Annotated in this window: 24 protein-coding genes; 9 read left to right on the top strand and 15 right to left on the bottom strand. The window is 62.8% G+C overall.

Annotation, left to right across the window (positions count from 1 at the left end):
• Nucleotides 1-112 precede the first annotated feature (112 nt).
• The 5 genes from ACTJKM_RS18510 to ureG all read left to right on the top strand — a co-directional run bounded on the left by ACTJKM_RS18510 (nt 113) and on the right by ureG (nt 2,899).
• Entirely contained in the window at nt 113-652 is a 540-nt protein-coding gene (locus ACTJKM_RS18510; protein WP_057249037.1) for a peroxiredoxin, read from the top strand.
• A gap of 171 nt (nt 653-823) precedes the next feature.
• A complete protein-coding gene (locus tag ACTJKM_RS18515; RefSeq protein WP_082615759.1) occupies nt 824-1,120 on the top strand; it encodes a putative quinol monooxygenase in 297 nt (98 codons plus the stop codon).
• A 2-nt stretch (nt 1,121-1,122) separates the two neighbouring features.
• Nucleotides 1,123-1,596, top strand: coding sequence for an urease accessory protein UreE (gene ureE, locus ACTJKM_RS18520; RefSeq protein WP_058326459.1), 474 nt, complete (start codon nt 1,123-1,125; stop codon nt 1,594-1,596).
• Nucleotides 1,589-2,260: an urease accessory protein UreF gene (locus ACTJKM_RS18525; protein ID WP_058326497.1), complete on the top strand. Its 672-nt coding sequence runs from the start codon at nt 1,589-1,591 to the stop codon at nt 2,258-2,260. Before ureE ends, ACTJKM_RS18525 begins: the two co-directional genes overlap by 8 nt.
• A gap of 27 nt (nt 2,261-2,287) precedes the next feature.
• The gene (ureG, locus tag ACTJKM_RS18530) at nt 2,288-2,899 is read left to right on the top strand and encodes an urease accessory protein UreG (RefSeq protein WP_057249040.1); all 612 of its coding nucleotides are present in this window, start codon (nt 2,288-2,290) and stop codon (nt 2,897-2,899) included.
• 39 nt (nt 2,900-2,938) lie between these two features.
• Here ureG and ACTJKM_RS18535 read toward each other — a convergent pair whose 3' ends face one another.
• From ACTJKM_RS18535 to ACTJKM_RS18575, 9 genes are all read right to left on the bottom strand, one after another.
• Complete coding sequence (locus ACTJKM_RS18535) at nt 2,939-3,619, bottom strand: Crp/Fnr family transcriptional regulator (RefSeq protein ID WP_058320764.1); 681 nt, start codon at nt 3,617-3,619, stop codon at nt 2,939-2,941.
• A 160-nt stretch (nt 3,620-3,779) separates the two neighbouring features.
• The gene (locus ACTJKM_RS18540) at nt 3,780-7,097 is read right to left on the bottom strand and encodes an efflux RND transporter permease subunit (RefSeq protein ID WP_058326457.1); all 3,318 of its coding nucleotides are present in this window, start codon (nt 7,095-7,097) and stop codon (nt 3,780-3,782) included.
• A gap of 14 nt (nt 7,098-7,111) precedes the next feature.
• Nucleotides 7,112-8,299: an efflux RND transporter periplasmic adaptor subunit gene (locus ACTJKM_RS18545; RefSeq protein WP_057249127.1), complete on the bottom strand. Its 1,188-nt coding sequence runs from the start codon at nt 8,297-8,299 to the stop codon at nt 7,112-7,114.
• A gap of 516 nt (nt 8,300-8,815) precedes the next feature.
• Complete coding sequence (locus ACTJKM_RS18550) at nt 8,816-9,808, bottom strand: ABC transporter substrate-binding protein (RefSeq protein WP_057249043.1); 993 nt, start codon at nt 9,806-9,808, stop codon at nt 8,816-8,818.
• A gap of 99 nt (nt 9,809-9,907) precedes the next feature.
• Nucleotides 9,908-10,777 carry an ABC transporter permease gene (locus tag ACTJKM_RS18555; RefSeq protein ID WP_058326456.1) on the bottom strand — a complete coding sequence of 290 codons (870 nt, stop codon included), beginning with the start codon at nt 10,775-10,777 and terminating at the stop codon, nt 9,908-9,910.
• The gene (locus ACTJKM_RS18560; protein ID WP_057249045.1) at nt 10,774-11,658 is read right to left on the bottom strand and encodes an ABC transporter permease; all 885 of its coding nucleotides are present in this window, start codon (nt 11,656-11,658) and stop codon (nt 10,774-10,776) included. Before ACTJKM_RS18560 ends, ACTJKM_RS18555 begins: the two co-directional genes overlap by 4 nt.
• Before the next feature lie 2 nt (nt 11,659-11,660).
• A complete protein-coding gene (locus ACTJKM_RS18565) occupies nt 11,661-11,996 on the bottom strand; it encodes a hypothetical protein (RefSeq protein ID WP_058326455.1) in 336 nt (111 codons plus the stop codon).
• Nucleotides 11,993-12,457 carry a GNAT family N-acetyltransferase gene (locus ACTJKM_RS18570; protein WP_058326454.1) on the bottom strand — a complete coding sequence of 155 codons (465 nt, stop codon included), beginning with the start codon at nt 12,455-12,457 and terminating at the stop codon, nt 11,993-11,995. The genes ACTJKM_RS18565 and ACTJKM_RS18570 overlap by 4 nt, the downstream gene beginning before the upstream one ends.
• Nucleotides 12,447-13,238, bottom strand: coding sequence for an ABC transporter ATP-binding protein (locus ACTJKM_RS18575; RefSeq protein WP_057249048.1), 792 nt, complete (start codon nt 13,236-13,238; stop codon nt 12,447-12,449). Before ACTJKM_RS18575 ends, ACTJKM_RS18570 begins: the two co-directional genes overlap by 11 nt.
• A gap of 121 nt (nt 13,239-13,359) precedes the next feature.
• Between ACTJKM_RS18575 and ACTJKM_RS18580 the strand changes: the two genes are divergently transcribed.
• Nucleotides 13,360-13,773: a cupin domain-containing protein gene (locus ACTJKM_RS18580; RefSeq protein ID WP_058326453.1), complete on the top strand. Its 414-nt coding sequence runs from the start codon at nt 13,360-13,362 to the stop codon at nt 13,771-13,773.
• A 93-nt stretch (nt 13,774-13,866) separates the two neighbouring features.
• Here the strand turns inward: ACTJKM_RS18580 and hydA are convergent, their stop codons facing one another.
• Together hydA and ACTJKM_RS18590 are read right to left on the bottom strand one after the other, a co-directional pair.
• Nucleotides 13,867-15,321, bottom strand: coding sequence for a dihydropyrimidinase (hydA, locus tag ACTJKM_RS18585; RefSeq protein WP_058326452.1), 1,455 nt, complete (start codon nt 15,319-15,321; stop codon nt 13,867-13,869).
• Between the two features lie 82 nt (nt 15,322-15,403).
• A complete protein-coding gene (locus ACTJKM_RS18590; protein ID WP_093234882.1) occupies nt 15,404-16,654 on the bottom strand; it encodes a Zn-dependent hydrolase in 1,251 nt (416 codons plus the stop codon).
• A 283-nt stretch (nt 16,655-16,937) separates the two neighbouring features.
• Here ACTJKM_RS18590 and rutR point away from each other — a divergent pair, with 283 nt between their 5' ends.
• Nucleotides 16,938-17,591, top strand: a complete 654-nt coding sequence (rutR, locus tag ACTJKM_RS18595; protein ID WP_057249052.1) for an HTH-type transcriptional regulator RutR — start codon at nt 16,938-16,940, stop codon at nt 17,589-17,591.
• A 15-nt stretch (nt 17,592-17,606) separates the two neighbouring features.
• Here the strand turns inward: rutR and ACTJKM_RS18600 are convergent, their stop codons facing one another.
• Nucleotides 17,607-18,536 (bottom strand): DMT family transporter, encoded by a 930-nt coding sequence (locus tag ACTJKM_RS18600; RefSeq protein WP_058326451.1) that lies wholly within the window; start codon nt 18,534-18,536, stop codon nt 17,607-17,609.
• A 37-nt stretch (nt 18,537-18,573) separates the two neighbouring features.
• Nucleotides 18,574-20,250 carry an adenylate/guanylate cyclase domain-containing protein gene (locus ACTJKM_RS18605; RefSeq protein WP_058326496.1) on the bottom strand — a complete coding sequence of 559 codons (1,677 nt, stop codon included), beginning with the start codon at nt 20,248-20,250 and terminating at the stop codon, nt 18,574-18,576.
• Here ACTJKM_RS18605 and ACTJKM_RS18610 point away from each other — a divergent pair.
• A complete protein-coding gene (locus ACTJKM_RS18610; RefSeq protein WP_162764770.1) occupies nt 20,240-20,455 on the top strand; it encodes a hypothetical protein in 216 nt (71 codons plus the stop codon). The two genes, ACTJKM_RS18605 and ACTJKM_RS18610, sit on opposite strands and share 11 nt — an antisense overlap.
• 105 nt (nt 20,456-20,560) lie before the next feature.
• On the opposite strand, the gene ACTJKM_RS18615 is transcribed toward ACTJKM_RS18610, so the two are convergent.
• Complete coding sequence (locus tag ACTJKM_RS18615) at nt 20,561-21,460, bottom strand: LysR family transcriptional regulator (RefSeq protein ID WP_058326450.1); 900 nt, start codon at nt 21,458-21,460, stop codon at nt 20,561-20,563.
• A gap of 104 nt (nt 21,461-21,564) precedes the next feature.
• Between ACTJKM_RS18615 and ACTJKM_RS18620 the strand changes: the two genes are divergently transcribed.
• Nucleotides 21,565-22,593 carry a zinc-dependent alcohol dehydrogenase family protein gene (locus ACTJKM_RS18620; protein WP_440660720.1) on the top strand — a complete coding sequence of 343 codons (1,029 nt, stop codon included), beginning with the start codon at nt 21,565-21,567 and terminating at the stop codon, nt 22,591-22,593.
• A gap of 72 nt (nt 22,594-22,665) precedes the next feature.
• Here ACTJKM_RS18620 and preA read toward each other — a convergent pair whose 3' ends face one another.
• Nucleotides 22,666-23,979: an NAD-dependent dihydropyrimidine dehydrogenase subunit PreA gene (gene preA / locus ACTJKM_RS18625; RefSeq protein ID WP_058320777.1), complete on the bottom strand. Its 1,314-nt coding sequence runs from the start codon at nt 23,977-23,979 to the stop codon at nt 22,666-22,668.
• Between the last annotated feature and the right edge of the window lie 13 nt (nt 23,980-23,992).

The raw sequence follows: 23,992 nt of genomic DNA on the forward strand, positions 1-23,992 counted from the left end.
AAACGTGTTTGCGGTTTTCCGCCGGCATCCCGCTCTAACTTGATGGATGTGATCACGTTCATGGTTTTGGGTCGAGCCGGTCCAAATTCATCGTGATCCAAAGGAGATGACGATGCTTGGCAGAAAAGTACCCGCTGTAACGTTCCGCACCCGCGTTCGCGACGAGGCCGTTGGCGGCCCGAATCCGTTCCGCTGGGAGGACGTGTCCTCCGACAATTACTTCGCCGGCAAGCGCGTCGTGCTGTTCTCGCTGCCGGGCGCGTTCACGCCGACCTGCTCGACCTACCAGTTGCCTGATTTCGAAAAGCTGACGGCCGACTTCCGCGCCGAAGGCATTGACGAAATCTACTGCATCTCGGTCAACGACGCCTTCGTCATGAATGCCTGGGGCAAGTCGCAGGGCCTCGAAAACGTCAAGCTGATCCCGGACGGTTCGGGCGAGTTCACCCGCAAGATGGGCATGCTCGTTGCCAAGGACAATCTCGGCTTCGGCATGCGCTCCTGGCGCTACGCCGCCGTCGTCAACAACGGCGTCGTGGAGCAGTGGTTCGAGGAAGAAGGCTACTCCGACAATTGCGACAGCGACCCCTACGGCGTTTCCTCGCCGCAGAACATTCTGGAGACGCTGAAGTCTCAGAAGCTTGCTGCCTGATGCGGCCAGAACGCTTCTTTTTCTGAATTGAAAAAGCCCGAAGATCGGATCCGGTCTTCGGGCTTTTTGTTGTTCGGGAGCTGCATGCCAGATGGTTGAAAACCGGCTCTGCGACTGGCGCAGAAGCGAATTCTTGATACACTGGCGGGCACAAAAGATATCGAGGGTTCAATGGTTTACATTATCGCCTACCTGACCGCGCACAAGGGCAAGGGAGATGACGTCGTGTCGCTGGCAGCACCGCTGATCGAGGCCACGCGCCGCGAGGCCGGCTGCATCAGCTACGACCTCTACCGCAAGCCTGCCGATCCGGACGCGCTGGTGTTCGTCGAGACCTGGAAGGACAAGGCGGCTGTCGATGCGCATTTCGAAGAGCCGCATCTGAAAGCCTTCCAGGCAGCCATGGCCGATCTGCTCATCGAGGCGCGCATCGAGCTTGTGTCGCCGGAAAAGGTCGAGGTGCTCTGAAGATGCCGTACCGCTCCACCCAGGTGCTTTCGCCGGGCCCAGCCGGCACGACTCCGCTTCACAGCGTGACGCTGGCGCACGACGCGCGGCATCTGCGGCGTAAGCTGCTGCACCTCGAAAACGACGATGTGGTGATGCTCGACCTCAAGGAAGCGGTGATGCTCGCCGATGGCGACCTTCTGGTGCTCGAAGGCGGCGGCTATATCCGGATCGTTGCCGCACCAGAAATGCTCTTCGAAATCCGTCCGCGTGATCCGCTGCATCTCATCGAACTCGCCTGGCATCTCGGCAATCGCCATCTGCCTGCGCAGATCGAGCCGGACCGCATTCTGATTACCCGCGATCCGGTCATCCGCCAGATGCTCGAAGGCCTGGGCGCGGCGGTGAGCGAGGTTTCGGAACCCTTCCATCCGCTGCGCGGCGCCTACCATGCCGCCGGCCACAACCATGGCCACAGCCATCACCATCATGGCTGAGCGGCTCGATACGCAAGCTCTGCTTCGCCTGGTCACCTGGATGTCGCCGGCCTTCCCGGTCGGTGCCTTCTCCTATTCCAGCGGGCTTGAACAGGCGGTTCACGATCGCCTCGTCACCGATGCGGAGGAGCTTCGCTGCTGGTTGGAGACAATGCTCGGCCACGGCTCTGGCTGGAACGATGCGCTGCTTCTTGCCGAGAGCTATCGTGCCGTGAATGACAGCGTCCGGCTGGCTGCGGTCGCAGACCTTGCCGAAGCTCTGGCGGGAAGCCGCGAGCGGCATACGGAAACCATGCTGCAGGGCCAGGCGTTTCTGGCGGCCGCACAGTCGTGGCCGCACCCGGTTCTTGATGTGCTCCCGGAGACCGTCGCCTATCCGGTGGCGGTCGGTGCCGTGGCCGGCGCCCATGAAACGGGCCTCGAGCCTGCGCTTGCCGCCTTTCTCAACGCCGCCGTTTCGAATGCCGTTTCGGTGGCGATCCGCTGCGGCGTCACCGGCCAGCGGGATGGCGTCGGCGTCATCGCGGCGCTCGAACCGATCATCGCGGCGGCGGCAGGCAAAGCGGCCAGCGCCTCGCTCGACGATCTGGGCTCGGCCACGATCATGGCGGATATTTCGGCTTTGAAACACGAAACCCTGCATTCTCGGCTCTTCCGATCCTAGGAAGAGACCCCTTGAAAGGACATCCAGATGGCATCGAAGAACGGTCCCCTTCGTATCGGCATCGGCGGGCCGGTGGGCTCGGGCAAAACGGCGCTGACCGACAAGCTCTGCAAGGCGATGCGGGAGAAGTACTCCGTCGCCGTCGTCACCAACGATATCTATACCAAGGAGGATGCGGAGGCGCTCGTGCGCATGCAGGCGCTGCCGTCCGACCGCATCGTCGGCGTCGAGACCGGCGGCTGCCCGCACACGGCGATCCGCGAGGACGCCACGATCAATCTGCAGGCAATCGCCGACCTTAACCGGCGCATTCCCGACCTCGATGTCGTCTTCATCGAATCCGGCGGCGACAATCTCGCGGCGACCTTTTCGCCCGACCTTGCCGATCTGACGATCTATGTCATTTCCGTCTGCCAGGGCGAGGAGATCCCGCGCAAGGGCGGGCCGGGCATCACCAAGTCCGATCTGCTCGTCATCAACAAGAAGGATCTTGCTCCCTATGTCGGGGCCGATCTCGACGTCATGCAGCGGGATGCGACGCGGATGCGGGCGGAAAAGCCCTTCGTGTTCACGGACATGAAACGCGGCGACGGCATCAACCGGATCGTCGATTTCCTGACGCTGCACGGCGGGCTGTGATGCCGCCAGGCTTCTGACAGCCGAACCTTGGTCGGCGCGTCAGAAGCGTTCGAGCGCCTGCCGGTCGTGGATTTCGATCACGCGGCCCTTGACCGTCACGCCCGAGCGGCGAAGTGCCGAGAAAGCGCGCGAGAGTGCTTCCGGCGCCAGGCCAAGCTTGCCGGCCAGCACATTCTTCTGGAAGGGCAGGCGGAAGGAAAAGTTCGTGATGCCGTCCGGGCAGTTCCCGAGAATATAGCTCGCGACCCGCTGCGGGGCCGTCAGCAGCCGGTCTTCCGCCAGGCAATCTTCCGCCATTTGCGCGTGCCGGCACAGGAGCTGCATCAACGCGTCGGCGACTTCAGGCGTTTGCTCGGCGAGTTTGCGCAGCTTGCGGCTGTCGATGCGGGCGAGCATCGTCGTTTCGATCGTCTGGGCGTTGGCTGTGGCGCGGTTGCCGAGGAACATGGCGCTTTCACCGAAAAGCTCACCTCGCGGAAACACGGCGATATCCGCCTCGCGTCCGTCCTTGCCCAGCCGGTAGAGACGCACCAGGCCGGAAAGAACGAAAAAGACGTGATCGAGCGGCTCGCCCTGGCCAAAGAGGATGTCGTGCTCCTCGTGGGTTGAAACGACCACATCCTCCAGAATTGCGTTCGTTGCCGCCATCGGCAGCTTCCCGAAGAAGCAAGAACCGAGCAGCACCGCCCTATCGTTCGAGTTCAATCGCAACGTCTTCATCACACCCGTCCTGAGTAAGATCCAAGTGCAAGGTAATAAAGCTTGGCGGAAGGTGGTTTGACCTCGATCAAATAAGAATGACAAAAAGCCCGCGCTTGCAGGGCGCGGGCTCGTTCCTGGATTGTGACAGTCCCGGGCGAAGCGCCGCTTCAGACCTGGCCTATTCGGCGGCGAGCGCCGGATGGTTGATGACCTTGCCGCCGGGTCGTCCCTTGCTCTGGTCCGATTCCAGCGTCTTCAGCCGGTCTTCCAGGCCTTCGATCGTCTTGTTCTGCTCATGCACCAGACCCGTCAGGGCTTCGCGGTCGAGCGGAAGGTTCTCTTCGTCCTTCTGGCCGACGAACCGCCCGAAGAGGCGGGCGAGTAGCCGCGAGAGGTCGTCCATGATCAGGAAGAACGACGGCACGATCACCAGGCTCAGCACCGTCGAAACGATGATGCCACCGATCACGGCGGTCGCCATCGGCGCGCGGAACGAGCCGCCTTCGCCGACGCCAAGCGCGGAGGGCAGCATGCCCGCCGACATGGCGATCGAGGTCATGATGATCGGACGGGCGCGTTTGCGGCCGGCCTCGATCATGGCCATCTGGCGGTCCATGCCGTGGTGCATCATCTCGATGCCGAAATCGACGAGCAGGATCGCGTTCTTGGTGACGATGCCCATCAGCATCAGAATGCCGATCAGCACCGGCATGGACAGCGCGTTCTGCGTCAGGATCAGCGCCGCAGCAACGCCGCCGATCGCGAGTGGCAGCGAGAACAGGATGGTGAACGGCTGGATCACGTCCTTGAACAGCAGGATCAGCACCACCAGCACCAGCATCAGCCCAAGCAGCATGGCGTTGCCGAAGCTCTGCTGCATCTCCGCCTGAACCTCAGCGTCACCGCTTTCGAGGAACTCGACGGACTTCGGCAAACCGGCCTGGCCGGCGATCTGCTTGAAGCGGTCCGAGGCGGTATTCAGTGCGACGCCGACCGGCAGGTCCGCCCCAAGCGTCACGACGCGGTTGCGGTCGTAGCGCTTGATCGAGCTCGGGCCCTCCGAATAGTTGATGTCGGCAACACTCGAGAGCGGCACCGTCGTGCCTGAAGCGGTGGTGATCTTCAGGTTGCGGATGGCGGCGATATCCGTGCGAAAATCGCGGTTGATCTGCACGCGGATCGGGATCAGCCGCCCGTCGAGCGCGATCTTGGTCAACGCGGCGTCGATATCGCCGATGGTGGCGACACGGATCACTTCAGAAATCTGTGCCGTGGTGATGCCGAGGCGCGACATCTGCTCGTCACGCGGACGGATCTGTAGCTCCGGGCGAGGCAGCGCACCGTCCGGGCTGACATTGGCCAGCAACGGATCGCTGCGCAGCCTGCCTTCGAGCGTCGCCACCGCCTGGTCGAGATCGGCCTCGTTGTTGGAGAGCAGGTTGAAGGAGAGATCGCGCTCACCGCGGTCGTTGAGCTTGATGACCCGGACGTCCGGTATGTCACGGACGCGGGCGAAGATTTCCTTCTCGATCTGCGACTGCGGGATGATGCGACCAGCGGGGGCCATCTTCGGTAGGTAGGGGCCGATCAGTGGCGTGCGGCCGATGACGTCGTTGACGATCTTGTTTACGAGCGAATGGTCGAGCTTTTTCAGAAGCACCGTCACGGTCGCGCGGCGCAATTCCAGGTCGCCCTTCGGCGAAGCGCCACCAAGGACGAATATGTTGTCGACCCCTTCGATATTCTTGACCCGGTTGTAGATCTCCGTGGTCGTTCGGTCGGTGTCCTCGAGCATGGCGTCCGGCGGCAGCTCGATCGACAGGCTGACGCGCGAGGCGTCTTCCGGAGGCAGGAAACTGCCGGGCACATAGAGGATCAGCGCGAATACCGACCCAACGGAGAAGGCGATCGCGGCAAGCAGCGTCAGGTAGCGCGTGTACCAGTAGTGTGTCGTGGCGCGCACGAGACGCGTGTAGTTGCGCATCATGAAGCCGTCTTCGTCGTGGCGACTGCTGCCTGCGTCCGAGGGACGCATCAGGTAGGCCGCCATAACCGGCGTGATCAGGCGGGCGACGAGCAGCGAGAAGAACACTGCGACGGCAACCGTCAGACCGAACTGGATGAAGTACTGGCCAGGAATGCCCGGCATGAAGGACACAGGCACGAAGACGGCGATGATCGTGAAGGTCGTCGCGATAACCGCCAGACCGATCTCATCCGCTGCCTCGATCGACGCGCGATAGGGCGACTTGCCCATGTGGATGTGCCGCTCGATGTTCTCGATCTCGACGATCGCGTCGTCGACGAGGATACCGGTTGCGAGCGTCATCGCGAGGAAGCTGACGAGGTTCAGCGAGAAGCCGAGCAGGTCCATGATCCAGAAGGTCGGGATCGCCGAGAGCGGCAGCGCCACGGCCGAGATCAGCGTGGCGCGCCAATTGCGCAGGAACAGCATGACGACGATGACGGCGAGCAGTGCGCCTTCCATCAGCGTGTGCAGCGCTGCCTCGTAGTTGCCGTAGGTGAAGTAGACGGAATCGTCGACCATCTCGATGGTGACATCGGGATTGGCAGCACGGATCTTTTCGAGCGATGTGGCGACGGTCTCCGCAACGCTCACTTCGCTGGCGCCCTTGGCGCGGAAGACCGCAAAGGTCACGCCGGGATTACCGTTGAAGCGCGAGAAGGAGCGTGGCTCCTCATAGGTGTCGGTGACCGTACCGAGGTCGGAAAGGCGAACGAAGCGACCGCTCGGCACCGAGATCATCGTGTTGGCGAGCTGGTCGACGTTGCGGGTGTCGCCGAGGGTACGGATAGCCTGCTCGCTGCCGCCGACCTGGCCGCGGCCGGAGCCGAGGTCCATGTTCATGCGGCGGAGCTGGCCGTTGACGTCGGCGGCGGTGATGCCGAGCGAATTCAGCTTGTCTTCGTTGAGCTCGACCCGAACCTCGCGGTCGGCGCCACCATAGCGGTCGACACGGCCGATGCCCTTCTTGCCCTGGATCTCGCGCTTGATGACGTCATCCACGAACCAGGAGAGCTCTTCCAGCGACATGCCGGGGGCGGAGACGGAGAAGGTCTGGATCGCCTGGCCCTCGACGTCGACCTTGGAGACGATCGGCTCCTCGATCGAGGTGGGGAGATCGCTGCGGATGCGGTCGATCGCGTCCTTGACGTCCTGCACCGCCTGGGTCGTCGGCACTTCCATGCGGAAGATGACGGCGGTCGTCGACGTGCCGTCATTGATCGTCGACTGGATATGGTCGACGCCGGTGACGCTCGCGACCGCGTCCTCGATTTCCTTGGTGACCTGCGTTTCAAGCTCGGCCGGCGATGCGCCGCTCTGCGTCACGTTGATCGAGACGATCGGCACATCGATGTTGGGGAAACGGGTGATCGGCAGCGATACGAAGGACTGATAGCCGAGCACCATCAGAACGACGAAGGCAAGGATCGGTGCGATCGGATTGCGTATGGACCAGGCTGAGAAGTTCATGGTCACGGTTCCTGTCAGTTGGTCGCTGGTTCAGCGGACTTGACGGGGTTGATGCGGTCGCCGTCGCGGACATAGGCTCCGGCCCTCGCCACCACTTCCTCGCCAGCCTTCAAGCCTTCGAGGACTTCGATGAACTTGCCGTCGGAAATCCCTGTCTTGACTGGCAGGATGCGGATGACGCCGTTTTCGACCTTGCGGACGATCGTGCGGCCATTCTCATTGGTAACGGCCGTTTGCGGCAGGACCACTGTCTGCTTCTGTTGGGCGGTGATCAGCGCGCTTGCATACATGCCGGCGCGTGCCTTCTCGGTATCCGCCAGGTTGATGAAGACGGTTCCGAGGCGGCTGACGGGATCGACGGTCGGGGCGATCAGGCGGATGGTGCCCTCGACCTTGGTGTTGCCGCCGGCGAGCGTCACGGTTGCCGGCTGGCCCACGGCGAGCTTGATGATGTCGGCTTCGGCAACATCTGCCTTCATCTCGATCGCGCCATCGCGGATCATGGCGAAGAGCGGTTCGCTATTGCCGGTGGCGATCGCGCCGACCTTGGCGTTCTTGGCGGAGATGACGCCGGCGACGGGCGCCTTTACCTCGGTACGAGCGAGGCGAAGGTCGATGTCGTCGATCTGCGCTTCGGCCACCTTGATGTCGGCATTGGCGACGGCGACGGCCTGCTCCGCCGAAAGGACGCGTGCCTGCGTCGCAATCGCGAGCGCCCGCACCCGGTCGGCCTCAGCCGTCGAAACCGTGCCGTTCTTCGAAAGTCCCGCAGCGCGGTCGCTGACGCGTTTGGCCTCGTCAGCGTTCGCCCTGGTTTCGCTGAGCTGTGCGTTCAGTTGAGCAAGCCCGGCCTCCGCCTTGGCAAGCGACGCTTGGAGTTCGCTTTTTTGCAGGCGAAGGGCGTCGTCGTTCAGGACCACGAGCACGCTGCCGGCTTCGACCTTGTCGCCGACATCGACATTGAGTGTCCGGATGGAAAGGCCCTCGACCATGGGGGCGACGTAGACCTGCTCGACCGCCTGGATGGTGCCGGTCGCAACGACGCGGTCGCTGATCGATTGGTCGACCGCTGTGGTGACAACGATGGAGGGGAGGTTTTGCGTCGGCTTCGGTTGCGTCGCTTCCTCCGCCCAGACGGACGAAAGCGAACCAAAGGTCATCGCAGCGCACACGCTGAGAACGGGCAGTACTTTTAGAGCCATCGGCTTCACAGTCCCGGCAATGGAAACAACATCGAGCGGATCACCGCTCGATGCAGGATCCACGGGCAATCAGGCGATTTTATCACGCCGACATCTCGCCCCGGCGGATTGCGCGGGGACAGGAGACTGCGCTTTCCTCATTTCGCGCTCCGCGTGCACGGTATCAGACCGTAGACGCGGGCGGAACTGGGACCGGTTACCGCAGGCAAAACATCGGGAAAAGGGTGCCCTCCACCATGCCTGCCTCCAACAAACATCGGGGCCTATGTAATCTCGGCCTTCGACGCTTACAAGTGCGCATGAAGCGATGGTGCCTCAATATTCGACCTGTTCTGCGGTTATGGTTGCGATCTTGACACGATCTTGACAATGGCAAGCAAGGGTAGCGCCGTTGCTTCCAGGGTTACCACCCCCACGCCCGGTACCCGGCAGCAATTTGGCGGATGCGAACGGCCGCCGAGAAAACGGAAGAGGGCCGCACGATCGTGCGACCCTCTTCTGACGATTTGGCGATGTCTACTTCAGTGCGGCATCGGTGATCTCGTGCGTCCAGGCGCCTTCCGGCTCCTTGGAGATCACGGGATCGGAGCCGCCCGCGAGCAGCGATTGCACCGTGCGCTTGTAGTCGGCCTCATCCAGCGCGCCGTTCGAGCCGGCCGTGAGCTTGGCCACTTCGCCCATCATGCGCTTCTGGTGTTTTTCCGTCTGGGCGCCGGTGGAGTCGTTTTCGAGCACGATGCCTGCGGCTTCATCCGGGTTCTCTTCCGCGAATTTCCAGCCTTTCATCGAGGCGCGCACGAACTTGACCATCTTTTCCTTGAAGGCGGCGTCCTTGAGCTTGTCTTCAAGCACGTAGAGGCCGTCTTCGAGCGTCGCCACGCCCTGGTCCTCGTATTTGAAGGTAACGAGGTCGTCCGGCTTGATGCCGGCGTCGATGACCTGCCAGTATTCGTTATAGGTCATGGTCGAGATGCAGGCGGCCTGCTTCTGGATCAGCGGGTCGACGTTGAAGCCCTGTTTCAGGACCGTGACGCCGTTCGGGCCGCCATCCGTCGGGATCTTCAGATGCGCCATCCAGGAGAGGAACGGATACTCGTTGCCGAAGAACCAGACGCCGAGGGTCTGGCCCTTGAACTTGTCGGGGCTGGTGACGCCGGTTTCCTTGAGGCAGGTCAGCATCATGCCCGATTTCTTGAAGGGCTGGGCGATGTTGACGAGCGCGACACCCTTTTCGCGGGTGGCAAGGGCAGAGGGCATCCAGTCGACGATCACATCGGCGCCGCCGCCGGCGATCACCTGTGCCGGTGCGATATCAGGACCGCCGGGCTTGATGTCGACGTCGAGACCTTCCTCCTCGTAATAGCCCTTGTCCTTGGCGACGTAGTAGCCGGCAAATTGCGCCTGGGTCACCCATTTCAGCTGCAGTGTCACCTTCTCGGCGGCCTCAGCCTGGAACGCTGCCAGCGAAAAGACGCCTGCGGCGAGAAGCGATGCAAGTCTTTTGTTCATGTCAGTTCCCTCTTGTTTTTGTTTCATTTTCTTTCAACTGCGCAATTCCGGACGGAAAACCGTTTCACACTTTTTCTGGAATTGCTCAGGCAGTATGCGTCAGGCGCGCCCTCCGCGGATGGAAGGATGCCAGAAGGTGACAGCGCGCTCGATGAGCGCGACCACCCCGTAGAAGGCGGAGCCTGCGACCGCCGCGACGGCGATCTCGGCCCAGACCATGTCGACATTCATGCGTCCCACTTCCGTGGAAATCCGGAACCCCATGCCGACGATGGGGGTTCCGAAGAACTCGGCGACGATGGCGCCGATCAGCGCCAGCGTCGAATTGATCTTGAGCGCGTTGAAGATGAACGGCCAGGCGGCCGGCAGGCGCAGCTTGACGAGCGTCTGCCACCAGGAAGCCGCATAGGTGCGCATCAGATCGCGCTCCATGTGGCTGGCGGCGGCAAGGCCGGCGACCGTGTTCACCAGCATCGGGAAGAAGGTCATGATGACGACGACCGCGACCTTCGACTGCCAGTCGAAGCCGAACCACATGACCATGATAGGCGCGACGCCGATGACGGGGAGGGCCGAGACGAAGTTGCCGAGCGGCAAGAGGCCCTTCTGCAGGAACGGCGAGCGGTCGATGAGGATCGCGACGGCAAAGCCGAGGCCGCAGCCGAGCGCGTAGCCAATCAGCACCGCCTTCAGGAAGGTCTGGCGGAAGTCGGCGCCAAGCGTCGGCAGCGAATTGATCAGCTTCTGCCAGATCATGGAGGGTGCCGGCAGCAGCACGGACGGCACGGAGAAGCCGCGAACGATGCCTTCCCAGAGAACCAGGATGGTGATGCCGAAGAGCAAGGGCACGGCAAATCGTGCGGCGCTGTTGGCGACGTCGCTTTGGAATTTTTGGCGCACCAGCCACTCGTTGAAGGCCCAGGCGGCGAGCCAGAAGATGATCGCTGCTGCAAGGACTGGCAGGTTCATGGCTTGGCTCCCATGCGCTTCAGGACGGCGGTGTGGGCAAAGCCGACGATCATGACGAGGACAGCGGCGAGTGCTGCCGCCATGAAGAGGGCCGCCCAGATCTGCACCGTCTGGCCGTAATAGGAACCGGCGAGCAGGCGGGCGCCGAGGCCGGCGACAGCACCGGTCGGCAGCTCGCCAACGATCGCGCCGACCAGCGAGATGGCAACGGCAACCTTCAGCGAGGTGAAGAGATAGGGCATGGACGACGGCCAGCGCAGCTTCCAGAAGGTCTGTGCCGATGAGGCGTAATAAGTGTGCATCAGATCGAGCTGGATCGTTTCCGGACTACGTAGCCCCTTCACCATGCCGACGACGACGGGGAAGAAGGAAAGGTAAGTGGAAATCAGCGCCTTCGGCAGCAGGCCCGAGATGCCGATGGCGTTCAAGACGACGATGATCATCGGCGCGATGGCGAGGATCGGGATCGTCTGGCTGGCGATCACCCACGGCATCAGCGAACGATCCATGGCGCGGTTGTGCACGATGCCGACCGCGAGCAGGATACCGAGTGCTGCACCGATGCCGAAGCCGAGCAGGGTCGCCGAAAGCGTGATCCAGGCGTGGTAGACGAGGCTGCGTTTCGACGTGATTGCCTTGTTGAACGTCGTGTCCCAGATCTCGGCGATCACCTGGTGCGGCGCCGGCAGCACCGGGCGTTCCTGCGCCATGGTGTTGCGCATGATCTCGGAGAAGGTGATTTCGGTGCCGGCACGCGCGGCCGTGTCGCGCTCGAAGGGCGCGTTCAGGAAGACGACTGCGACGTACCAGAGCGCGATCAGCAGCACGACGACGGTGCCGACCGGCAGCAACTTGTCCCTGAGGAAGCTTGGTTCCTGCATTGTCACGCCTTTCCGCTTGCGGGCAACAACATCAGACCCATGGCGACGATGCCGAGAAGGACACCGGCGGCCTGTGTGAGGCTCAACCGTTCACCAAAGACCGCAAAGGCGATGATGTTGACGAGCACGAGCTGTACGATCGCCGAAAGCGAAATTGCGAGGCCGAGGCCACCTTCGCGCATCAGCTTCACCATGATGATGTTGCCGATGACGTAGAGCCCAAGCGCGAGGACGAGCATACCGAGGTGATTATTCGAAACATAGGCGCGCGAGGCGGTCGCGCCGCCGAGAAAGATCGTCGTTGCCAAGAGCATCCAGAGGCCAAAGGCGAGGTTCATGCCTGCATCTCCTTGGCCTGCCAGCGATAGTGGATATCCGGCAGCTTCTCTTCGTTGTCGCCGTCCGTGCGCCGCACGACTTCGAAGCCCTGGTGCTGGTAGAAGCGCTGGGCGTCACGATTGTGTTCGAAGGTCCAGAGATTGAGTTCTTCCGGAGACAAGTCCTTGGCGGCCTGCACGAGCTGCGAGCCGATGCCGGCGCCGCGGTGAGGCGCGTCGATGTAGAGCGCCGTGACGTAGCGGTCGTCGGAAAGCGCAAGGAAGCCGGCGACGTCGTTCTTCCGCTCCGCCACGATCACCCTGCGTTCGGCAAACACCGTGTCGGCGTAGTAGCGCTCGACGTCGGCATGATCGTGCACGCGCGGCATCCACGGTGTTGCGTCGATCCAGCGGTTGAGGATGCCGGCGCAGGCGGCCATGTCGGTCCGTTCGGCCGGGCGGATCACGGCACTATTCGTCATAGCTGTGTCCCGCGCGCAGGCCCTCGCGAACGCGATGGGCAATCTCCAAGAATTCCGGCGTCTCGCGAATGCCGAGCGGGCGTTCGCGCGGCAGCGTCGATTCGATGACGTCGGTGACGCGGCCGGGACGCGGGCTCATCACCACGATCTTGGTTGAGAGGTAGACGGCCTCGGGGATCGAGTGGGTAACGAAACAGATCGTCTTGTTGGTGCGGGCCCAGAGCTTCAACAGCTGTTCGTTGAGGTGATCGCGGACGATCTCGTCGAGCGCGCCGAAGGGTTCGTCCATCAAAAGCAGATCGGCATCGAAGGCGAGTGCACGGGCGATCGAGGCGCGCTGCTGCATGCCGCCAGACAGCTGCCAGGGATATTTCTTGCCGAAGCCCGTGAGGTTGACGAGGTCGAGCGTGCGCTCGATGCGCGCCTTCTTCTCTTCCCTCGAATAGCCCATGATCTCCAGCGGCAGGGCGATGTTGTTCTCGATCGTGCGCCAGGGATAAAGCGCTGCCGCCTGGAACACGTAGCCATAGGCGCGCTGCTTGCGCGCTTCCTCGGGCGTCATACCGTTGACGCTGATCTTGCCGGAGCTCGCCTTTTCGAGATCGGCGATCACTCTGAGAAACGTCGTCTTGCCGCAGCCGGACGGGCCGATGAAGGAAACGAAGTCACCCTTGGCGACGTCCAGATTGACGCCGGTCAGCGCATGCACCGGTCCATCGGCGGTTTCGAAAGTCAGGCAGAGGTCCCGGGCCGAAACCACGGATGCGGTATTGGACGTCATCGGCGAATACTCATTCTGGCTGGTCTGTGTCAGACTGCTATCCGGACCGGCAACATGCAATCGCGGATTTGGGTGCGGAGCCGTTTGTTGCTGGTTTTTCAGGGAATTCTGGAGAACAGTCATGTCTCGATCATCCAATCCGGGCTGTCGCGTGGTTCGTCCTGAAGGCGTGCAGGCCGGCCAGCAGGGGCTCAACTATTTCGAGGGCATTGCGGCGGAGACCGTAGGTGCGACTGGCCTCAGCATGCATATCGTCACGATCCCGCCCGGCGCGCGCGCCAAGGCGCATCTGCACGAGAGCCACGAGACGGCGATCTATGTGCTTTCGGGCGAGGCCTGGACCTGGTTTGGCGAGAAGCTGGAGGAACACGTCGTCGCCCGGGCCGGTGACATGGTCTATATCCCCGCCGGCATGCCACACCTGCCGGAGAACCGTTCGAATGAGCCCTGTTCGGCCGTCATTGCGCGCACGGACCCGAAGCAATTGGAAAGCGTCATGCTTCTGCCCGAGCTCGACGCGCTCGTGCCTGCCTGACGCCACCCGCGCCGAAGTGCCCCGCCGATCTGGCAGGGCATGTCCGGTGGGACAGAGCGGCGCGAAGACGTGCAAGCCGCGAAACATGAGGCCTCAGACGCCGGTCGTCGGAATGCCGGTGCGCTGGACGGCGCGCGGTGCCGTGACTTCCTTCCAGGTAGAAAGAGCGGAGCTGACGGCCGGGAACGGATCGCGGTGGACGAATTCGCCGTGGCCTTCGCGGGTCTTGATCGTGCTTTCCTCGATCGCGACGACGCCGCGGGTCAACGTGTAGCGTGGCAGGCCCTTCACCTCCTTGCCCTCGAAGACGTTGTAGTCGATCGCCGACTGCTGGTTCTTGGCCGAGATGGTCTTGGTGCGCTTCGGGTCCCAGACGACCAGGTCGGCATCGGCGCCGACGAGGATCGCGCCCTTCTTCGGGTAGATGTTGAGGATCTTGGCGATGTTGGTCGAGGTGACCGCCACGAACTCGTTCATGGTGATGCGGCCGGTGTTGACGCCATGGGTCCAGAGCATCGGCATGCGGTCTTCGAGACCGCCGGTGCCGTTGGGGATCTTGGTGAAGTCGCCGAGGCCGGAGCGTTTCTGTTCGCTTGTAAAGGCGCAATGGTCGGTCGCGACCACCTGCAGCGAGCCCGAGGCGAGACCGGCCCAGAGTGAGTCCTGATGCAGCTTGTTGCGGAAGGGTGGCGACATCACGCGGCGGGCCGCATGGTCCCAGTCCTTGTTGAAATATTCGGTTTCATCCAGCGTCAGATGCTGGATCAGCGGCTCGCCGAAGACGCGCATGCCCTTGGCGCGGGCCCGGCGGATCGCCTCATGCGCCTGCTCGCAGGAGGTGTGCACGATATAGACCGGGCAGCCGGCCATGTCGGCGATCATGATCGCGCGGTTGGTTGCTTCGCCCTCGACTTCGGCCGGCCGCGAATAGGCGTGTGCCTCCGGACCGTTGTTGCCTTCGGCAAGCAGCTTCGCCTGGAGCTGGGCGACGACATCGCCGTTTTCCGCGTGCACGAGCGGCAGCGCGCCGAGGGCTGCGCAGCGCTGGAAGGACGAGAACATCTCGTCGTCGTCGACCATCAGCGCGCCCTTATAGGCCATGAAGTGCTTGAAGGTGTTGATGCCCTTGTCCTTAACGATGGTCTCCATCTCGTTGAAGACCTGCTCGCTCCACCAGGTGATCGCCATGTGGAAGGAATAGTCGCAGTTGGCGCGGGTAGACTTGTTGTCCCACATGGTGAGCGCTTCGAGCAGCGACTGGTTGGGGGAGGGCAGCGCGAAATCGACCACCATGGTCGTGCCGCCGGCAAGTGCCGCACGCGTGCCGCTTTCGAAATCGTCCGAGGAATAGGTGCCCATGAAGGGCATTTCGAGATGGGTGTGCGGGTCGATGCCGCCCGGCATGATGAAACAGCCGCTCGCATCCAGCGTCTCGTCACCGGAAAGATTGGGGCCGATCTCGACGATCCTGCCGCCCTCGATCTTGACGTCCGCCTTGTAGGTCAGGTCGGCCGTGACGATGGTTCCACCCTTGATGACAGTGCTCATGGTACTTGATCCTCGCGATTGCGCTTCCGGCGCCCACACGGCCGCCACGAAAAAGGGCGGAACTTTCGTCCCGCCCGCAAACTCATTCGACGATTTCAGCCGTTTCGACGACGGCGTGGAAGAGGACGTCGGCGCCGGCGCTGGCCCACTCCTTGGAGATATCCTCCGCCTCGTTGTGGCTGAGGCCACCGACGCAAGGGCACATGATCATCGTCGTCGGCGCCACCTTGGCGGCCCAGCAGGCGTCGTGGCCGGCGCCCGAGATGATGTTCATGTGGCTGTAGCCGAGCCGTTCGGCGGCATCGCGCACGGCGGTAACCAGTTTCGGGTCGAAGGTCACCGGTTCGAAGTGGCCGATCGCCTCGATGGAACAGCCGACGCCGAGCGGCTCGGTGATCTTTGGCGCTTCGGCCTCGATCCTGGCGCGCATGCGATCGAGCTTCTCCTTGTCGGGCGAGCGGATATCAACGGTGAAGACCACCTTGCCCGGCAGAACGTTGCGGGAATTGGGGGAGAAGACCACCTGGCCGACGCCACCGACGGCACCCGGCTGGTTCACCATGGCAACACTCTGGACCATTTCCATGATGCGGGCCATGGCGAGGCCGGCATTGACGCGCATGTTCATCGGCGTCGAGCCGGTATGGGCTTCGCGTCCCGTCAGCGTGAACTCCAGCCACCAGAGGCCCTGACAGTGGGTGACGACGCCGATGTCCTTCCCCTCGGCTTCGAGGATCGGGCCCTGCTCGATATGGTATTCGAAATAGGCATGCATCCTGCGGGCGCCGACCTCTTCGTCGCCGACCCAGCCGATGCGTTTCAATTCATCGCCGAAGGTCTTTCCTTCCGGATCCTTGCGGCCATAGGCGAAGTCCTGGCTGTGCACGCCGGCAAAGACGCCGGAGGCGAGCATGGCCGGCGCGAAGCGTGCGCCTTCCTCGTTCGTCCAGTTGGTAACGACGACCGGGTGCTTGGTCTTGATGCCGAGGTCGTTCATCGAGCGAATGACTTCGAGGCCGGAGAGCACGCCCAACACACCGTCGAACTTGCCGCCGGTCGGCTGGGTGTCGAGATGCGAACCGACATAGACGGGCAGAGCGTCCGGGTCGGTGCCGGCGCGTGTGAAGAACATGTTGCCCATACTATCGACGCCCATGGTGAGGCCGGCCGTCTCGCACCAGGACTCGAACAACCGGCGCCCTTCGGCGTCCGCGTCGGTCAATGTCTGGCGGTTATTGCCGCCAGCAACGCCAGGGCCGATCTTGGCCATTTCCATAAGTGAATCCCACAGGCGGTCGGCATTGACACGCATGTTCTCGCCAGGTGCAGCCACGGCGGTCTCCTCATCTTTTCAGGGCCTTGCCTCAATCGGCGCGCCCTTATGTTCCCTTGGTCAAATCCAGGCTTGGTTTTTTCTGGTGCCCTTCGATCAGCCGTTGCCTTTGGCGGTGAACTGGCTGATAATTTGACCGGTTGGTAAACATTACAACTTCCATTGCGGCACTCAAGCCGGAAAAGCAAAAAAACGAAGTTGTTGCCCAAGAAGATGGCGAGGCCGGAAATTGGGCAGATCGGTTCTTGCGCGGCGAGGCGCGCGGGGATCGCCAGGGGGACAGATGGTACTACCGAGAGCGGCCAGGACCCAGAGGCGGACACGCATCCAGGAAGAGAAAGAAGAGCGCATTCTGGAAGCGGCGCTTGAAGTCTTCTCCGCCAATGGTTTCCGCGGCGCGACCGTCGACCAGATCGCCGAAGTGGCGGGCATGTCGAAGCCCAATTTGCTTTATTATTTCCGCACGAAGGAAGCGATGCACCGGGCGCTGATCGACCGGGTGCTCGATACCTGGCTCGATCCCCTGCGCGAGTTCAATGCCGAGGGAAATCCGGTCGCCGAGATCCGCAGCTACATCCGGCGCAAGCTCGAAATGGCCCGCGACTATCCGCGCGAAAGCCGGCTCTTCGCCAACGAGGTGCTGCAGGGTGCTCCGCATATCGAGGACGAGCTCAAGGGGCCGTTGAAGGCGCTGGTCGACGAGAAGGCGGAGGTGATCCGCGCCTGGGCGAAAGCCGGCAAGATCGCCAAATGCGACCCCTACCACCTGATCTTTGCGATCTGGTCAACGACCCAGCATTATGCCGACTTCGACGTGCAGGTACGCGCCGTGCTTGGCCAGGGCAATGCCGGCGAGGGACGGTTCGAAGACGCAGCGCGCTTTTTGGAGCGGCTCTTTGTCGACGGGCTGCAGGTCAGCGAGCAGCCGGCGGCCTGAGCCGCCCGCACATCTTCAATCGGGCAGCAGCGCCATCAGGAGCAGGCCGCAGGCCGTGGTCAGCGCGCCGGCAAGAACCGGCAGGCTGGTCCAGCCGTGGCCGAGCAGCCCTTCGAGCAGAATGATGAAGCTCGGCGTCAAATAGCCATAGCCGAGCACCTTGGATGCCGGCAGCCGCATCGAAGCATATTGCAGCAGCAGGAAGGTGATAGCGGTGGTGACGACGGCGAGATAGAGGACGGCGACCCAGACGATCGCGGGAAGCGCTGTAAAGTCCGTGGTGATGAGACCGATGCCACCGGGCACCAGCAGCCAGGGCACGGTGAAGACCGCGACCCAGAAGCCGAAGGCGAAGGGGTTTTCCTGTCGGCCGAACTTGCGGATCAGCGGCACATAGATCGCGTGGCAGACGACGCCGACGAAGAAGATTAGCTCGCCCTGGCCGATATCGAAGGCAAGGATCGCCTGGATATTGGCGCGGAAGATCACCCAGACGGCGCCGAGGGCTGCGATGATGAGGCCCGCGAGCACGCCCGGGCGCGTGCGCTGGCCGAGCAGCAGATAGGCGAAACCGGCGCTGAGCAACGGCATCAGGGTGAAGACCGCGCCGGTGGAAACCGGGTTGGTGAATTCCAGCGCCTTGAACATCGTCAGCATGTAGACCGCGATCAGGCCGCCGAGGATCACGAAGCGCCACGATTGCTTGGGGAAGTGAAAAGGCACGCGCGCATAGCCGAAGGTCATCAGCCCCAGCACGATGACAGTCAGCAGATAGCGCCAGAGCGTCAGCGGTCCGGCGCCCATGTGCTGGGTGGCGAGGCCGCCGAAGGAGAAAGAACCGGCGATCAGGATGGCAAAGCTCATCATCGCCAGATGCGCCCTCAGCTTCTCGATGCCTATGGCGTGAACCTGGTGGGGCGTTTTCGGGGATACGTCCTGCTTCATTCACGATTCCGGGGAGCATGAGGGCGGGGACGCCAACCTAAGCGTTTGATGGCGTTGGTTGCAAGGCCGCGGAGATTCGTGCGGCATCCTCGACGATCCAGGTTTCGAGCGTCGCCTGCCGGCCGCGCAGGCCGATGTCCAGCCGCTCATGGCCTTCGATCACGAGACCCGCCCGGTTGACGAGTTCGGCGGAGACGGCGAGCTGCACGTCATGCTCTTTGGCGAGGCCCTCCAAGCGGCTGGCGGTGTTGATCGTGTCGCCGACGGCCGTCAGCGACGTCGCCTGGCCATAGCCGATCTCACCGATGATGGCGGGGCCGGAGTGCAGCCCCATCGCGATGCGCAGCGGTTCGTCGAGTTCGCCGCGGAAGGTCTGATTGAGCGTCTCGATACCCTTGGATATGCGCACGGCGGCGGCGAGCGACTGCCGGCAGGCCTCGGTATAGGAGCTCTTGAGGCCGAAGATCGCGAGCGCGCCATCGCCGATGAACTTGTCGATGACGCCGCCGGAATCCTCGACCGCTTCGCCCACCATTTCGAAGTAGCGGTTGAGCAGGAACACTGTGTCGAAGGGCAGCTTGTGTTCGGCAATGCTGGTAAAGCCGCGCATATCGCAGAAGAGCACGGCGATGCGTCGCTCCCGGCCTTCGCCGCCCTCGCGTCCGATCTGTTTCTTGATACCGAGGCTGTCGCTGTCGAGGATCGGCACGACGGTGACGTTGTGCACAGGGCGGAACTGGCAGGCGAGACGGACATTGTCGGGCGCGCCGATACGGGTCAGCGTCGCAAGCTCGGCGTCCTCAGGGGCAGGCTGGTCTTCCAATCCCTGGATGACGCGGACGCGGCAGGTCGAGCAACGCCCGCGGCCGCCGCAGACCGAGACATGCGGGATACCGGCGGCGCGGCTTGCTTCCAGCACGCTGAAGCCGAGATTGACGGTTGCGGTCCTGCCATCGGGATAACGGACGCGAATGCGGCCGCCCTTCGGCATCGCCCGCAGCAGGAAGGTGCCACCGATCAGCCCGCCGAAACCGAGATAGAGGCCGAGGCGGATATCCTCGAGAAGCGTGAGATCGACCGCCGGCTTGGTGTCGGCCCTGTCGCCGTAGCCACCGTGTTCTTCATAATTGCTCTCGATCGAGCGGGCGCCGCTGACGAAGCCGAGCAACGCGAAGATCGGCAAGAGGATTGCGACTGTGTAAAGCAGGATTTCATAGCGCGGGAACCAGGCGCGGCCGCGCATCCAGAACCAGGCGCCGAGGCAGCCATGGCCCCAGACGAGCAAGAGGGCGACCGATTGCCTGATGGCGTTGACCGAGTTCGACCAGAGAATCCGGAGCATGTCCGGGTAATCCGTATCGACGCCTGTGAAGAGCGGTTCGACGCGCGCGGCGGTAACATGGCCGATCAGCAGAAACGGCAGGCTGAGACCGAAGATGATCTTCAGCGCTTCGCGCGCCGGCATTCTGAGCGTCTGCCGGCGGTAGATGCTTTCGAGCGCCATGGCGAAATGCAGCAGCAGGGCGCCGTAGAGGAGCACCGTGCCGGGGACGCTGTGCCAGATGAGATTGAACGCCTTGCGGGCGGTTTCCATCGCTTCGATGGAAATGAGACCGAGCGAATGGTTGAAGAAATGGGCCAGCACGAACGAACCGAGTATCGCCCCGGATACGAGGTGCATTCGCTTGCGTCGGTTGGCCGAAATGATCGTCAAGCAAAAGTCCGGCTCTGCCGGAGCTTTGTCCGGCCGCAGTTTCAAAACCGTCGGAAGATGCGTCGCCGATCCCGGATCGAACGTCACGCACCCCCGGTGTGAGTTCTCCCTTATTATCCAGATCGCGCGGGTCGACAACTTACCATTTTTACACAATCTGTTTCGTTTTCGTGTCCTGTTCGTTATCGGCGGGGAGCGCTATTGAGCGGGGTTCGGTGCCGTCGTTCGAACGGGTTCGCCACATGCATGTCGAACTCCCCATGCTTTTGGCTTGTGATGGCGGCGCCGGAAACAGCGGCCACCGCTTGCTTCATTCCATCATGGCCGGCAGGCGTGCGGCAAGCGTATCGATGAGCAGCCGCAGCTTTGGCGGCATGTATTGGGTTTTCGGCCAGACGACATAGGCGCCATAGGAGAGCGCCGGCGCATCGGCGAGAATCCGGACCAGCGAGCCGGCGGCGATTCGGTTTCCCACGAGCCAGCACGGCAGCCAGGCGATACCGAAGCCGTCGGCTGCCGCGTCGGCGATTGAGGTCAGGTCATCGAGCCGCAGCCGCGCCGGCGGCGTGATCGCCTGGGGCTGGCCGGCCTTGACGGGAAAAGACCAAGCGAGCGGCTGTCCGCTGCGCCGGTAGAGGATCGCCTGATGCGACATCAGGTCATCGATCGTTCCAGGCGTGCCGTTTGCTTCAAGATAGGCCGGTGAAGCGCATACGATCATGCGCTGGTCGGCGATCTTGCGCGTCATCAGTTCGGGATCGCTCCTCAGCGGGCCGGAGCGGATGGCGAGATCGAAGCCGTCCTCGATGAGGTCGACGTTGCGGTCGCTGAAGTTGAGATCGAATTCCAGGTGCGGATGCAGCCGGAGCAGTTCCGACAGCAGCGGCATGATGCATTGGCGGCCGAAATGCACAGGCATCGACAGGCGCAGGCGGCCCCGGATCTCCTGTTTGCCCGATTCCAGCAGCGCCTCTCCGGCCCTGATTTCGCCGAGCGCCCTCAGGCAGTTTTCGTAGAAGAGCTGGCCTTCGTCGGTCAGGCTCTGGGTGCGGGTGGTGCGATGGAAGAGGCGAACGCCCAGCCTCTGTTCCAGCTTGGCGACCGTTTTTCCGACTGCCGAGCGCGACAGGTTGAGCCTTTCGGCCGCCGCAGAAAAGCCGCCGGCGTCGGCCGCTTCCACGAACACCGAAACTCCGTTCAGGTAGCTCATGTTTGTATCCTTAGTGGAACCAATATGGCGAAATCATATCGCAACTGGAGAGATAAATTCAACGCTATGGTTTCTTCATCAGCAAACCGATGAAAGGAAAGACCATGGCAAGACTGATGAAGGAATGGACGATCGATACATTCGGCGCCTCGAACCTGAAGGTCACCGAGCGGCGCGTTCCTGAGCCGGGTGCGGGCGAGGTGCTCGTTCGCACCACCGCCTTGTCGCTCAACTTTCGCGACAAGCTGGTGCTGGAAAACGGCATGGGCATGCCGCTCGCCTTCCCCTTTGTGCCGGGTTCCGACATGGCCGGCGTGGTGGAAGCGGTCGGCCGCGACGTCACGCGGTTTAAGCCGGGCGATCGTGTGATTTCCGTCTTCGATCCGACCTGGATTGACGGTCAGAAGCCGGGGACCGCCCGTCATCCGACGTCGTTTGCGCTTGGGGGCCTCAACCCGGGTGTTGCCTCCGAATATGTCGCCTTCCCAGAGGACTGGTTCGTGAAGGCACCTGAGAGCCTCGACGATGGCGAGGCGAGCACCTTGCCCTGCGCCGGGCTGACGGCCTGGTTCGCTCTGGTCGAGACGGGGCATCCGAAGGCCGGCGACCGCGTCGTCGTGCAGGGTACCGGCGGTGTTTCACTGTTCGGGCTGCAGATCGCCAAGGCGTACGGGGCCGAAGTGATCGTGACATCGGCCAGTCAGGAAAAGCTCGAACGTGCGCGCGCGCTTGGAGCCGATCACGGCGTAAACCGGCTGTCGGAAGACTGGGCGGAGCGTGTTCTCGACATTACCGGCGATCATGGCGCGGACCATATCCTCGAGCTCGCCGGTGGCGCCAATCTCGGCAAGTCGTTGCAAGCGGTGGCCGTGCAGGGGCGGATCTCTGTCATCGGCGTGCTCGAAGGCGGCGAGATCTCGGCGCCGGCGCCGTTTGTGCTGTTGAAGTCGCCGGTCATCCAGGGCATCGGCGTCGGCCATCGCCGGGCGCTGGAAGATCTGGTCGGCGCCATCGATCGGACCGGCATCAGGCCGGTCATCGATGCCCGCTACCGCTTCGCAGAGTTACCCGAGGCGCTGGCGCATCTCGATCGCGGGCCGTTCGGCAAGGTGGTCGTCGAGTTCCAGGGTTGAAAGACAAAGCCGCCGGATGGATGTCCGACGGCTTTGCTCGATGCGATCGCGGGCGAACCCGCTTGGGCGCCCTTACTCCGCGGCCTGGCGGGCCATCGGGTTGTTCGGGTGGGTCGTCCAGTTGGCGTAGTTCGGGTCGACCGGCTTGCCGGTGCGCTGGTCGATCGTGCCGGCCGGCAGTTCTTCCATGGTGATGCAGTTCTCGACCGGACAGACGCTGACGCAGAGGTTGCAGCCGACGCACTCGTCTTCCATTACCTCGAAGTGGCGCACGCCGTTGACGAACTGGGTGATCGCCTGGTGCGAGGTGTCCTCGCAGACGATGTGACAGCGGCCGCACTTGATGCAGGAATCCTGATCGATCTTGGCCTTGGCGATATAGTTGAGGTTGAGGTACTGCCAGTCGGTGACATTCGGCACGGCGCGGCCGGTGATGTCGTCGAGGTCGCGGTGACCCTTGGCATCCATCCAGTCGGAAAGGCCGGAGATCATTTCCTGGACAATCTTGAAGCCGTAGGTCATCGCCGCGGTGCAGACCTGCACGTTACCGGCGCCAAGCACCAGGAATTCGGCCGCGTCGCGCCAGGTGGTTATGCCACCGATGCCGGAGATCGGCAGGCCATAGGTTTCGGGATCGCGGGCGATTTCGGCGACCATGTTGAGTGCGATCGGCTTGACCGCCGGGCCGCAATAGCCGCCATGAGTGCCCTTGCCGCCGACCGTCGGGTTCGGGGCGAAGTTGTCGAGATCGACTGACACGATCGAGTTGATCGTGTTGATCAGCGACACGGCGTCGGTGCCGCCGGCCTTGGCGGCGCGGGCAGGCTTGCGGATGTCGGTGATATTCGGCGTCAGCTTGGTGATGACAGGCATGCGCGTGTACTGCTTGCACCAGCGCACGACCATCTCGATATATTCCGGCACCTGGCCGACCGCAGCGCCCATACCGCGCTCGGACATGCCGTGCGGACAGCCGAAGTTGAGCTCGATGCCGTCGGCGCCGGTTTCTTCCACCAACGGCAGGATCGCCTTCCACGCCTCTTCCTCGCAGGGCACCATGATCGAGGCGATCAGGGCCCGGTCCGGCCAGTTCATCTTGACCTGCTTCATTTCGCGCAGGTTCACATAAAGGTCGCGGTCGGTGATGAGCTCGATATTGTTGAAGCCCAGCAGCCGGCGGTCGGCACCCCAGATCGCGCCGTAGCGCGGTCCGTTGACGTTGACGACCGGCGGTCCTTCTTCGCCGAGCGTTTTCCAGACGACGCCGCCCCAGCCCGCCTTGAAGGCGCGCTCGACGTTATAGGCCTTGTCCGTCGGCGGGGCGGATGCCAGCCAGAACGGGTTCGGGGATTTGATGCCGACGAAGTTATTGCGAAGATCAGCCATTGGTTTCTCCTCC

Source organism: Ensifer sp. 22460 (assembly GCF_052044935.1).
In the GTDB taxonomy this organism is placed as follows: domain Bacteria; phylum Pseudomonadota; class Alphaproteobacteria; order Rhizobiales; family Rhizobiaceae; genus Ensifer.